Here is a 12,089-nt window from a genome sequence, read left to right on the forward strand (position 1 = left end):
TCAAGGTCCCGCGCTCAACAGCCACTCGGCCGCCGCCTTGGCCGGCACCACCGTCCACTCGGTTTGCCAGCCGAACCACAGAGCCAGGCTCAGCATCGCCAGGCTGGGCAGCAAGTAGCCGAGCGGCGCCTCCCCCCTGATCTGCTCATTGCGTCGCGGACCACTGAGATAGGCCACTTCAACGAAGCGCCAGACATAGATCACTGCTAGCAAGGAGCTCAACAGAATGGCGAACACCAGCCACCATTGCCCGGTTTCAATGGCCGCCAGGACCAGATACCACTTGCTGATGAAGCCGGCCGTGCCCGGCACGCCGATCAAGGACAGACCGGCAAGCACCATGGCAAACGAGGTAATCGGCATGCGTGAGGCAAGACCACGCAGATCGCTCATCTGCACGCCGCCGGCACGCAGCGCAACACCGCCAAGCAGCATGAAGATCGCGCCCTTGGTGACACCATGATTGATCAGGTGAACGATGCTGGCGGTCAGCCCATTGACCGTGGCGAACGCGATACCCAGCACGATATAGCCGATCTGAGCCACGCTGGAATAGGCGAACAGGCGCTTCAGGTCGGCCTGATAGATGGCCACTGCAGAAGCGACGAACATGCCCGCCAGGGCCAACAGCAACATCAGTTCGCGCATCGGCAACTGCTCGAACACGCGGGCATCGCCAAACACGCTGAAGTAGATCCGCAGCAGCACATAGACCGCCACCTTGGTGGCGGTGGCGGCGAGGAAGGCCGATACCGGCGATGGCGCGAAGGCGTAGGCATTCGGCAACCACTGGTGCAAGGGGAACAGCGCCAGCTTCAGCGACACACCGACGGTGAGAAAGGCCAGCGCGGCCAGCACCGGGCGCAGATCTGCCGCCTCGCCTAGGCGACCTGCCATGTCCGCCAGATTCAGCGTGCCGGTCATCAGATACAGAAATCCGACACCGATGACGATGAAGGTCGCGCCGATCGTGCCCATGATCAGGTACTGATAGGCCGCCACCAGGGCACGCCGATCACGGCCCAAGGCAATCAGCACATAGGTCGACAGTGAGGAGATTTCCAGGAATACAAACAAATTGAAGGCATCGCCCGTCATGCAGATACCGTTCAAGCCGGCGATGCACAGCAGCAGCATCGTGTAGTAGAGGTAATGCTGCCCGTAGGAGATTTCTTCGCGAATGCTGGACTGGCTGTACGGCAGCACCAGGCTGGCGATCAGATTGACCAGCACCATCACCAGCGCATTCAGCGCGTCGGCGCGGTACTCGATGCCGATCGGCGGCGGCCAGCCGCCGATGGCATACGAAATGACGCCAAGCTCACCGACCCGAACAAGCAGCCAGACCGAGCAGATCAGGCTGACCAGAACCACCAGCATGGTGAGCAGAAAGGCCAGCGTACGCTGACGCAGCAGTACCGTCAGCGGTGCCGCCAGCAAGGGCAGCACCACAGGTAGGATCGGCAGGTGTTCGGCGACCTTGTCGAGCAGGCTCATCGATCCTCACTCACCCGCCGACGCTCCTCTTCGGCCTCCAGAATTTCGTCCTCGTCGATCGACCCATAGGCCTCACGAATGCGCACCACCAGGGCCAGGCCCAAGGCCAGGGTTGCCACTCCCACCACAATCGCGGTCAGGATCAACACATGCGGCAGCGGGTTCGAGTACTGCTGATACTGCGGGCTAAGAATCGGCGCGGTACCGTTGAGCAGCTTGCTGGGCGCCACGTACAGCAGGTAGACCGACGTCTGGAAAATGCTCAGCCCGACCAGCTTCTTGATCAGGTTGCCGCGGGCAATGACGATGTACAGGCCAGCCATCATCAGGAACACGGTGATGAAATAGCTGAAATGACTGACCCATTGGCCGAGCAGCGAATCAGGGCTCATTCCTCGTCCAGCCTCCCGCGGTCGGCAAACATGTAGAAGATCTTCAACATCACCCCGGCCACGGTCACTGCCACGCCCAACTCGACCCAGAAAATGCCGCGGTGCTGACCATGAATGGGATCGTGCGACAGCAGGTCGTAATCGAGGTACTGGCCACCAAGCAAAAGGCTGGCGACACCGACCCCGGCGAAGATCAATACACCAGCGGCCATCATCACTTCGACCAGCCGCTCCGGCACCTGACGCCGCGCGGCATCCAGACCGAAGATCAGGGCATAGAAGACCACCGCCGCAGCCAGAATGGTGCCAGCCTGAAAGCCGCCGCCTGGGCCAAAGTCACCGTGAAACTGCACGTACAGTGCAAATACCACCAGGAACGGGATCAGCAACTTGGCCACTACGCGCAGAATCAGGTCTTCTCTCATGCAGACTTCTCCGACTTGCGTCGTCGGCGCAGCAGGGCCACCACACCGGCACCGGCGGTGAATACCACCGTGACCTCACCGAGGGTGTCGAAACCGCGATAGCTGGCCAGCACAGCAGTGACCACATTGGGCACGTCGATTTCCTTCGGCATCTCGTTCAAGTAGTGCGGTGCGACGTGACGGTGGATCGGTGCGTTAGGGTCGGAAAACGCCGGCAATCCAAGCGCACCGTATACCAGCAGCAAGCCCACCGAGGCCGCTAAGCCCAGTGGAACCCAGGGCTTGTGCGGCCGGCCGGTGTCCTCGCTCTTCACCAGCAACAAGGCGCCAAGGAGCAATACGGTGGAAATGCCGGCGCCGACCGCCGCCTCGGTCATTGCTACATCGACCGCATCCAGCGCCACCAGCACAGTCGCCATCAGAAAGCTGTAGACACCGCTCAGCACGACCACCGAGAACAGATTGCGACTGCGGATCAGCGCCAAGGTGGCCACCACCATCAGCAGCAGCAGGACATTGATGATCAGGGTTTCGATGACCGATCCTCCCGCTTTGCCAACAAAGGTTCGATGCCCTTGGCCAGTGCCGCCTTGGCCAGCGCATGGGTGGAGGTGGGGCTGCTCAGAAAGATCAGGCCGGCTAGCATCAGCAGTTTCATGGCGACCAAGCCAAAACCGGCCTGCAGCAGCAATCCCAGCAGAATCAGGCCAGCCCCCATGGTGTCGATCAGGCTGGCCGCATGCATGCGAGTGAAGAAATCCGGCATGCGCAGCAGGCCCAGACCACCGATGGCGGCAAACAGCCCACCGGCTGCCAGACAGACCCAACTTAACGTATCGATCAAAGAAATCATCAGCGCTCCTCGGAACCGGTGTCGGTGACGCCACTGTCGCCAAGATCGGCCTTGCGGAAATACTTCAGCACGGCAATCGTGCCGATCACGTTGAGCAGGCCATAGACCAGGGCCAGGTCGAGAAACTCCGGCCGCCCATCCAGAAAGCCGAACACCGCCAACAGCAGGGTGGCGACGGTGCCGCAGGAGTTGGCCGCCTGCAGGCGATCGAACACGGTCGGCCCAAGCCAGGCACGCGCGATGGCCAGGCTCAGAGTGACCAGCAGGGCAATCGCGGCCACGGCGAACATCAGCGCCCCTGCTCGCAACGAGACACCCAGCGATCCATCGCGCTGTTGACGCAGCCCTCGGCGCCTTCGCGAGTCAAGCCATGCACCAGAAACTCTTCGGCATTGCAATGGATGCTCAGAGTTCCAGGCGTCAAGGTGATGGAATTGGCGTGGATCACTCGGCCAAGATCTGTACTCTGACTGGCCTTGAAGCGCACCAAACTGGGTGAGATAGGCAGTTTGGGATGCAGCACGATGCGGGCCACGGTAAGCGACGACTTCGCCACTTCGCCGGCCAGCCACAGCCAGTAGACGAAGATACGCCAGCCGAGTTGGAACGGCTGACCTTCAGGGTCGACTACCGACAGGCGACGACCGAACCAGGTGGCGAACAGTGCCGTGCCGACGCCAGCGCCGATCAGGAACGGTGTATAGAGGCCGGAGAGCAGCAGCCAGAACACGAGAAGGACAATGAATAGGCCAATCGCACGCAGCACAGGTCAGGCCGGGATGTGGGCGGCCCCCGATTGTACGGAATCCGTCCGCTGAAGGTGATGAAGAATTCCTTGTCCACGCGGTCAGTCCTCAGCTGGATGCAAGCCCAACGCCTGCCATTGCTGGCGTACCTGCGCCCTGGCGGACTCGATGGCCACCTCTTCCATTACCACACGCGGCCGCCCATCAAGGGTGCAAGTCAGGCCCCGGGCCAACAGCAGTTCGTAGGCTTCCAGCAGGGCGCCGGCGCGAATCGGCCAGTCAGCTGGCGCCGCGATCTCGGCCAGGCGGGCCAGCAGATCTCCGCTGGCGGTGCTCAGCAGCAGGTCTGGATACTGTGGTGAAAGGTAGATCACCGACGCCTGTAGCATGAATTCGATATCGACCAGGCCGCCCTGCCCCTGCTTGAGATCGAACTGCCCCTGGCGCCCACGATCGAGTTCACTGCGCATGCGCTGTCGCATCCTGACCAGGTCGGCGATCAGATCCTCGCGTTCGCGTCCCCGACTTAGCACTTCGTTGCGAAGACGCTGAAATCCAACCGCCAACGCTGGCGCTCCGGCCACCGGCCGGGCGCGAACCAGGGCCTGATGCTCCCAGGTCCAGGCACGCTGGCGCTGGTAGTCGGCGAAGCTGTCCAAGGACACCATCAGCAACCCCTTGGCACCATCGGGCCGCAAGCGCAGATCGACTTCATACAGACGACCGGCCGAGGTCAGTGTCGAGAGCAGGCTAAGCGCCTTCTGTACCACCCGCATCTGGTAGCGGCCAGCGTCCAGCGACCGCGACCCGTCGGTCATCAGCGCCTCGCAGGCGCGGTCGTACAGGAACACCAGATCGAGGTCCGAGGCAAAGCCAAGTTCCAGGCCGCCGAGACTGCCGTAGCCAATGATGGCCAGCCCGGCATCAGTGCCGTAGCCAGGCAGCACACCGTGCGCGGGCTCCAGCGAGCGAATCGCCAAACGCAGCACGGCAGCCACGATCTGCTCGGCCAGCTCAGCCAGCTGACGTGCGCTGGCGCTGGCTGACTGGCGTTGAAACAGGGTGGCGAGGCCGATACGAAACGACAGGCTTTGGCGGATCTCGTTCAGCGCCTGCAGGCTGGCCTCGACATCGTCGCCGTGGCGGTGCAGCTGCTCTTCAATATCGCGCCGCAGCTCATCTTCCGATGGAACATAGAGCTCAGAGCGACTGTCCAGCAGGTCATCGAGCAGAATCGGATGGGCAATGATGCGTTCGGCCAACAGCACCGAGCCGGCCATCACTTCAGTCAGCCGCTTCAGCGCTGCCGGCTGCTCGTCCAGCAAGGCCAGATAGGAGGCGCGGCGCAGCACCGCCTGAACCAGGGCCGCCAGGCGCTGCGCGGCCACCGAATTGCGCTCCTGCGAGGCCGCCCCGGCCAACAGTTCTGGCATCAGTCTATCGAGCAGCTTGCGTGCCCGCGCCGAGGCCGCGCCACTTTCCATCTGGTGGATTAGTGTGTGCAGTGAACTGTGCACCCGCTCGGGCTCAGTGAAGCCCAGCTCGGCCAACTCAGCCTCACCGGCATCACCCGCCTGCAGCGCCTGCCAATAGCCCTGAAAGCGGGCCAGTTGCGGGCCGGCGGTGCTGCGCTGTCGCGCTTCGAACACCCGCGAGAACTCGCGTCGCACCTGGCTGCGATGCTGTTCCAGCTGCTCCAGCAGCTGAGCCCAGTCGGCGAAACCCAAGCCGGCGGCCAAGCGACCACGCAGCAGCGGATCGGTAGGCAGGGTGTGGGTCTGCTCATCGCGCAGCATCTGCACCCGATTCTCCAGCCGCCGCAAGAAGCGGTAGGCCTGACGCAGACGCTCAGCCGCAGCCTCGGGAATGTGCCCGCGATACTCCAGCTCAGCCAGGGAGGACAGCAAACCGGACTGCCTGAGGCTGGGCTCGCGACCGCCACGAATCATCTGCTGCAACTGCACCACAAACTCGATCTCGCGAATGCCACCGGCGCCGAGTTTGAGATGACCGGACAGGTCCTTGCGCTGCACCTCGGCTTCGATCATCGCCTTCATTTCGCGCAAGCCTTCGAACGCGGTGTAGTCGAGATAGCGGCGAAACACGAAGGGTCGCATCTGCTGCAACAACTGCTGACCGGCGACCACATCACCGGCAATCGGCCGCGCCTTGATCCAGGCGTAGCGCTCCCAGTCACGACCGTCGCGTTGGTAATACTGCTCCATGGCAGCGAATGACAACGCCAGCCGGCCGGCATTGCCGAATGGTCTGAGGCGCATATCCACCCGAAAACCGAAACCGTCGGCGGTAACCTCGCCGAGCAGTTGGATCAGCCGCTGACCCAAGCGCTGGAAGTAAGTCTCATTGTCCAGCGCCGCGCCGCCATCGCTCATGCCGCCCTCAGGGTAGGCGAACACCAGATCGATATCGCTGCTGAAATTGAGCTCGTTGCCACCCAGCTTGCCCAACCCCATCACCACCAGCTCCACTGGCTCGCCGGAGCGCCCCAAGGGCCGGCCGTGGCGCTGCACCATACGATTGAACAATGCGTTCAGTGCCTGCTGACAGCAGTGATCGGCAAGCCAGCTGCTGTGCGCAAGACTGCTTTCCAACGGCGCTCCGCTCACCTCGCGGGCAATCAGCGCCAGGCTATGGCGATGTCGAAACTGGCGCAGCGTCGACGGCCAACCCGCCTCCTGCTCTGCTGCCAGTTCCAGCGACTGCGGCGGTGCGTCGAGTTGAGTCAGCCACTCGGGATGACGGCGCAATTGCTCGAAGGCGTAGTCACTGGCCAACAGCAAGGCGCTCAGCGCCACTTCGGATCGGGCGCCCGCCAACGACAAGCCGGCCCGGCGTTGATCCAACCAATCCTGCAGTTCAGGGCTCAGCGTGGGCATCGATGTCGACATCGGGGCAGTGTCGCATGCACAGGCAGGCGTGGAAAAAAGAAACCCGCTTCGGTCATCGACCGAAGCGGGCTTCGCCCTCCCCACCTGATATCAGCCCTCCCCGGCCAATGCCCCGGCATCCTACCGGGGTCGGTGCTCCACAATCACGCTGCGGTGCAACGAAAAATTCACAGATTGGCTACGACGCTTGTCGTGCAAAGGCGGCTGCTAGATCACCCACATCGCCGCCAGACTCAGGAACAGTCCCATGCTGACAACGTCGGTGGCGGTACTGAGCACGATGGTCGAGGCGGTGGCGGGGTCGGCCCCGAGTCGCTTCATCACCACCGGAACCAGGGCACCGGCCATGCCGGAAAAGGCACTGCCAATCGACATCGCCACAAAGATGACCAGGCTCAGAGTCAGCGGATCCGCGGTTTTCTCGCCGGCCGCGAGGTAGTACATGGCCGCACCGGCAAGCAGACCAGTAATCAGACCGTTCAACAGCCCAACCGCCCCTTCCTTCAGCACGGTACGGGCTACCGGCAGGCTGTTCAGTTCACCCAGGGTCATACCGCGCAGCATCACCGCCAGCGATTGCGCGCCGAGGTTGCCGCACTGACCGGCCATCACCGGCAGGAACATCGCCAGCACCACGATGCGGTCGATGGTGTCCTCGAAGAAACCCACCACGGCGGCCGCCACAAACACCGTCAACAGATTGATCAGCAGCCAGGGATGGCGAAACTTGAAGCTACGCAGCCAGGGTGTCTGCAGGCGCTCTTCTTTCTCGACGCCGACCATGGCGCCAGCCTGGGCCGAGATCTCGAATGCCTGCTGCTCGAACATCACCTGCCCGCGCACCAGACCAACCAGGTAGCCGTTGTCCTCGCACACCGGATAGACCGGAAAATGCCGCGTCACCACCTCACGCATGGCATCGACCAGGCGCTGCCGCGGATGCAGGGCGAACGGCTTGGGGATCATGATCGAATCGAGGGTCGCGTCTGGCTTGGCGTACAACAGCTCGCGAAAGGCCACCACGCCAAGCAGGCACTCCTGCGGATCGACCACGAACAAATAGACCACCAGGCGCTGGCGAATCAGCTCGCGCAGCTCGTTGACCGCGTCGCGCACCTTGGTGCCGCTGAGAAACACCGCGGGCGGATCCTCCAGAAGACGACCGACCGTACCCTCCGGATAACTTTGCGCGTCGGTCCAGTCGGTTCCCGGTGGCGCCACCTGCAGGATCGCTTCGCGCAGCGTCTGCGGCATCGCCGCCAGGATGGTCGAGGCGCGGCCCACGGGCAGGGCGGCGAGCAGCTCGGCCGCTTCGATCGGATCGATACGACGCAGACGATCGGTAGCGGTCAGGGCATCTAGCGTCGACAGACGATCAGAGGAAATCGGCTCACGCGGACTCATGCGGCTCCAAGCGACAGCGAACAGGGACACCCAGGATCGGGCGTGCGCAGCATAGCAAGGCCCGGCGCCGGCGCCGTATAGGCGGCGCCAAGGTCTTACACTGCGTATCCGGAGTGAATCGCCACGATGCCGGCGCTCAGATTGCGGTAGCTGCAACGCGTCAGGCCGGCCCGCTCCATCATCGCCTGCAGTTCCTCCTGCGGCGGGTGGCGACGGATTGACTCAGCCAGATACTGATAGCTGTCGCTGTCGCCGGCAAACAGACGTCCCAGGCGCGGCAGCACCTGAAAACTATGAAACTCGTAGAGCGGCTTGAACCAGTCGGCCTTGACCTCGGAGAACTCCAGCACCAGGGCACGACCACCGGGCCGCAGCACACGGCGAATCTCGCCCAGCGCGCGCTGCTTGTCGGTGACATTGCGCAGTCCAAAGGCCATCGTCACCAGATCGAAGCTGGCATCAGCGAACGGTAGGGCCTCGGCGTTCAGCTGCATGTACTCCAAGCCTTGAACCAAACCGCGATCGATCATGCGATCGCGGCCGACCCGCAGCATCTGCGCATTGATATCGCCGACCAGAATGCGGCCGCGCGCACCGACCCGAGGCAGCAGCAAGGAGGCGATATCAGCCGTACCCCCAGCCAGATCCAGCACCTGATCACCGCTACGCACACCACTGGTGGCAACGAAGTATCGCTTCCACAGCCGATGCACGCCCAGACTCATCAGGTCGTTCATCAGGTCGTAGCGGCTGGCCACCGAGCTGAATACCTGACCGACCAGCCGCTGCTTCTCCTGGGTCGGCACCTCACGAAAGCCGAAATGGGTCGAGGGCTGGCCCTGCTGCGCGACGGGCGTGGCGACGCCAGCTTCGGCGTCGGTCTGGCGAGAATCGTTCTGGCGCGAATCAGTCATCCGCGCATTATCCCGATTCAGCCGCGATGCGTCTTGTGTCCGGGCCTCATGGCACACTCTGCGCCTGCGAATCTTGGACCGGGCATGAACACCTCATTGCAAACGCTGCGCTGGCAGTGGCTGGCCCTCGGCGAGATGGGCCCCGAGCAGGTCTACGCCTTGTTGCAATTGCGCGCGCGGGTGTTTGTGGTTGAGCAGAATTGCCCCTATCTCGATGCCGATGGCAAGGACCTCAAACCCGGCGTAGAGCATCTTCTGGCCTGGGACGAACAGACCCTGGTGGCCTGCCTGCGCCTGATTCCGCCCGGCGGCTCATTTGCCGAACGCAGCCTGGGGCGCATTGTCACTGCCCCCGAATGGCGTGGCAGCGGGCTGGGCCACGCGCTGATGCAGCGCGGCATGGCGAAGTGCCATGCACAGTGGCCGGGCGAACCGCTGCGCATCGGCGCCCAGGCCCATCTGGAAAAGTTCTATGCCCAGCACGGTTTCGAGGTCGCCTCAGAACCGTATCTGGAAGATGACATCCCGCATATCGAGATGCTGTGCCGGGTCAGCCCGCCTACCTCATGAGGCGGCGCCGAACCGGCCGGGCTAGCCCGGCGGATCGCGGCTGAGGCCGGCGCGCTGCAGTTCGGCCAAGTAGGCTGGCCAGCGCTCGGCCTGCTCCTGCCCCAGTCGATACAAGGTGTCCCAGCTGTAGATGCCACTGGCATGACCATCGGTGAAACGCAGACAGACCGCATAGTGACCCACCGGCTCGATCGCCGATATGTTCACCTCGCGCTTGCCGGCCACCAGCACCCGCTGGCTGGGATGATGACCCTGCACCTCCGCCGACGGGCTGTTCACCCGCAAGTATTCGCAGGGCAGCATGAAGCGCTGACCGTCGCTGAAGCTCACTTCCAGCTGTCGACTCCGCCGGTGCAGCTGCAGGCCCTCAACCACCGGTTTCATCAGGGCGCCGTACTGCCGACCGCCGGGGCAGACTCGCCGGCGGTGTCTTGTGCAGGAAAGTACCAGGCGCGGCGAATCTGACCTGCATCATCGAGCTGATACACACTGGTGGCGGTCTGCCGCTCCTGCCTGCCTTCTTTGCCAGTCCACACCACCTGTTCAATCAGGCTGACGTAGCTGCCGTCGACCTGAAGATCGATCAGCTGGGTGTGCAATCCGGGGGTGCTGCGAAAGTAGCCATCGAGCCAGCTGCGCAGCTGGTCGCGGCCCACCACCTCGACATTCATCCGCTCGTCTTCGATCGAAATCCAGCGAAAATCCTCGCTGACGGCGGCCACCATCTGTTCGACATCCTGGCGTTCGGTGGCGGCAAAGAACGCCCGCATACGCTGCTCGGCGTCCTGCGGCGCGGCAATCGCGCTACCAGCCAAGACCAGCAGGCCCAGCGTGGCCGGAAACAGTTGTCGTACTCGCATCTCTACTTCCTCAACAGCTTGCTGAAACGCCTTCGCTTGACCTCACCCTGATTGCAACAGTTCCCGTCATTCGTCTCGTTGCTCGCCGAGCTGGCACGAGGAACTCGAGTGCTCACAGGATGTAGCGACTGAGGTCTTCGTCCTGCACCAGATTGGCCAGCTGGCGGTCGACATAGGCCCGATCAACACTGAGGCTTTCACCACCACGATCCGGCGCCTCATAGCTCAGGGTATCGAGCAGCCGCTCCATCACCGTGTGCAGGCGTCGAGCACCGATGTTCTCCTGCCGATCGTTGATTTCACAGGCAATTTCGGCGAGCCGCTGGATAGCGTCATCGCTAAAGCTCAGCGTCACCCCCTCGGTCGCCATCAGCGCCGGGTATTGCTTGCTCAACGCATTGTGCGGTTCAACCAGGATGCGCACGAAGTCCTGCTTGGTCAGGGCCTGCAGCTCGACCCGAATCGGAAAACGGCCCTGCAGCTCGGGTATCAGATCGCTCGGCTTGGCCAGATGAAAGGCGCCGGAGGCGATGAACAGAATGTGGTCGGTACGCACGATGCCGTGCTTGGTGCTGACCGCCGAGCCTTCCACCAGGGGCAGCAGATCGCGCTGCACACCTTCGCGACTGACATCGGCGCCGTAGCCTTCCGAGCGCTTGGCCACCTTGTCGATTTCGTCGATGAACACGATGCCGTTCTGCTCGCAGGCCTGCAGCGCCTCCTGCCGCACCTCGTCCTCATTGACCAGCTTGGCTGCCTCATCATCCAGCAACTGCTTGAATGCCGCGCGGATCTTCATGCGCCGCTTCTGGGTCTTCTGACCGGAAATCTGCGAGAACATCTGCCGCAACTGCTGGCCCATTTCCTCCATGCCCGGCGGCGCCATGATGTCGACGCCGACATTGAGATTGATATCCAGCTCGATCTCACGCTCATCCAGTTCGCCCTTGCGAAACTGTTTGCGCAACTTGGCCCGGGTCTCACTGTCCTGACCCTGCACCTCGCCGCTACCGGCATCCAGCGCAAAGCCCATGCCGCGCTGCGGCGCCGGCAACAAAGCGTCAAGAATGCGCTCCTCGGCGCGCTCTTCAGCCTGCGCATGAACACGCTGTTTCGCCTGCTCACGAAACATCTTCACCGACACATCGGCCAGATCGCGCACGATCTGCTCGACATCCTTGCCGACATAACCGACCTCGGTGAACCGTGTGGCCTCCACCTTGACAAAAGGCGCATTGGCCAGCGCCGCCAGACGCCGCGCGATCTCAGTCTTGCCAACCCCGGTCGGGCCGATCATCAGGATATTCTTCGGCACCACCTCATCACGCAGTTCCGGCGCCAGCTGCATGCGCCGCCAGCGGTTGCGCAGAGCAATCGCCACAGCGCGCTTGGCATCCTGCTGACCAATGATGAAGCGGTCCAGTTCGTCAACGATTTCGCGGGGAGTGAGAGAGGACATTTGAAGAGCCGGGATTGGAGATTCGGGAGTCGGGATTCGCTAGCAGCGGGCGATGCGCAA

At 62.8% G+C, this 12,089-nt stretch carries 14 protein-coding genes; 1 reads left to right on the top strand and 13 read right to left on the bottom strand.

Features of this window, described 5'->3' with window-relative positions; translation table 11 throughout:
• From IFO71_RS05290 to ubiE, 10 genes are all read right to left on the bottom strand, one after another.
• Complete coding sequence (locus tag IFO71_RS05290; protein ID WP_192028499.1) at window positions 1-1,497, bottom strand: monovalent cation/H+ antiporter subunit D family protein; 1,497 nt, start codon at window positions 1,495-1,497, stop codon at window positions 1-3.
• A complete protein-coding gene (locus IFO71_RS05295; RefSeq protein WP_192028500.1) occupies window positions 1,494-1,889 on the bottom strand; it encodes a cation:proton antiporter subunit C in 396 nt (131 codons plus the stop codon). The genes IFO71_RS05290 and IFO71_RS05295 overlap by 4 nt, the downstream gene beginning before the upstream one ends.
• A complete protein-coding gene (locus tag IFO71_RS05300; RefSeq protein WP_192028501.1) occupies window positions 1,886-2,314 on the bottom strand; it encodes a Na(+)/H(+) antiporter subunit B in 429 nt (142 codons plus the stop codon). Before IFO71_RS05300 ends, IFO71_RS05295 begins: the two co-directional genes overlap by 4 nt.
• Complete coding sequence (locus IFO71_RS05305) at window positions 2,311-2,850, bottom strand: DUF4040 domain-containing protein (RefSeq protein WP_192028603.1); 540 nt, start codon at window positions 2,848-2,850, stop codon at window positions 2,311-2,313. The genes IFO71_RS05300 and IFO71_RS05305 overlap by 4 nt, the downstream gene beginning before the upstream one ends.
• Window positions 2,838-3,167 (bottom strand): monovalent cation/H(+) antiporter subunit G, encoded by a 330-nt coding sequence (mnhG, locus tag IFO71_RS05310; RefSeq protein ID WP_192028502.1) that lies wholly within the window; start codon window positions 3,165-3,167, stop codon window positions 2,838-2,840. Before mnhG ends, IFO71_RS05305 begins: the two co-directional genes overlap by 13 nt.
• Window positions 3,167-3,457, bottom strand: coding sequence for an MrpF/PhaF family protein (locus IFO71_RS05315; protein WP_192028503.1), 291 nt, complete (start codon window positions 3,455-3,457; stop codon window positions 3,167-3,169). The genes mnhG and IFO71_RS05315 overlap by 1 nt, the downstream gene beginning before the upstream one ends.
• Window positions 3,457-3,933 carry a Na+/H+ antiporter subunit E gene (locus IFO71_RS05320; RefSeq protein ID WP_332309320.1) on the bottom strand — a complete coding sequence of 159 codons (477 nt, stop codon included), beginning with the start codon at window positions 3,931-3,933 and terminating at the stop codon, window positions 3,457-3,459. The genes IFO71_RS05315 and IFO71_RS05320 overlap by 1 nt, the downstream gene beginning before the upstream one ends.
• Before the next feature lie 81 nt (window positions 3,934-4,014).
• The gene (glnE, locus tag IFO71_RS05325; protein WP_225444408.1) at window positions 4,015-6,810 is read right to left on the bottom strand and encodes a bifunctional [glutamate--ammonia ligase]-adenylyl-L-tyrosine phosphorylase/[glutamate--ammonia-ligase] adenylyltransferase; all 2,796 of its coding nucleotides are present in this window, start codon (window positions 6,808-6,810) and stop codon (window positions 4,015-4,017) included.
• Between the two features lie 219 nt (window positions 6,811-7,029).
• Complete coding sequence (locus IFO71_RS05330) at window positions 7,030-8,226, bottom strand: magnesium transporter (protein ID WP_192028506.1); 1,197 nt, start codon at window positions 8,224-8,226, stop codon at window positions 7,030-7,032.
• 95 nt (window positions 8,227-8,321) lie between these two features.
• Window positions 8,322-9,140: a bifunctional demethylmenaquinone methyltransferase/2-methoxy-6-polyprenyl-1,4-benzoquinol methylase UbiE gene (gene ubiE / locus IFO71_RS05335; protein ID WP_192028507.1), complete on the bottom strand. Its 819-nt coding sequence runs from the start codon at window positions 9,138-9,140 to the stop codon at window positions 8,322-8,324.
• Window positions 9,141-9,224: 84 nt separating this feature from the next.
• Here ubiE and IFO71_RS05340 point away from each other — a divergent pair, with 84 nt between their 5' ends.
• Complete coding sequence (locus IFO71_RS05340; protein WP_192028508.1) at window positions 9,225-9,710, top strand: GNAT family N-acetyltransferase; 486 nt, start codon at window positions 9,225-9,227, stop codon at window positions 9,708-9,710.
• A gap of 21 nt (window positions 9,711-9,731) precedes the next feature.
• On the opposite strand, the gene IFO71_RS05345 is transcribed toward IFO71_RS05340, so the two are convergent.
• The 3 genes from IFO71_RS05345 to hslU all read right to left on the bottom strand — a co-directional run bounded on the left by IFO71_RS05345 (window position 9,732) and on the right by hslU (window position 12,029).
• Window positions 9,732-10,094, bottom strand: coding sequence for a gamma-butyrobetaine hydroxylase family protein (locus tag IFO71_RS05345; RefSeq protein WP_192028509.1), 363 nt, complete (start codon window positions 10,092-10,094; stop codon window positions 9,732-9,734).
• Window positions 10,094-10,570: a nuclear transport factor 2 family protein gene (locus IFO71_RS05350; RefSeq protein ID WP_192028510.1), complete on the bottom strand. Its 477-nt coding sequence runs from the start codon at window positions 10,568-10,570 to the stop codon at window positions 10,094-10,096. Before IFO71_RS05350 ends, IFO71_RS05345 begins: the two co-directional genes overlap by 1 nt.
• Before the next feature lie 112 nt (window positions 10,571-10,682).
• The gene (hslU, locus tag IFO71_RS05355) at window positions 10,683-12,029 is read right to left on the bottom strand and encodes an ATP-dependent protease ATPase subunit HslU (RefSeq protein WP_225444409.1); all 1,347 of its coding nucleotides are present in this window, start codon (window positions 12,027-12,029) and stop codon (window positions 10,683-10,685) included.
• Window positions 12,030-12,089 lie beyond the last annotated feature (60 nt).

It is taken from the genome of Pseudomarimonas arenosa, from assembly GCF_014841215.1.
GTDB classification, from domain to species: Bacteria; Pseudomonadota; Gammaproteobacteria; order Xanthomonadales; family Xanthomonadaceae; genus Pseudomarimonas; species Pseudomarimonas arenosa.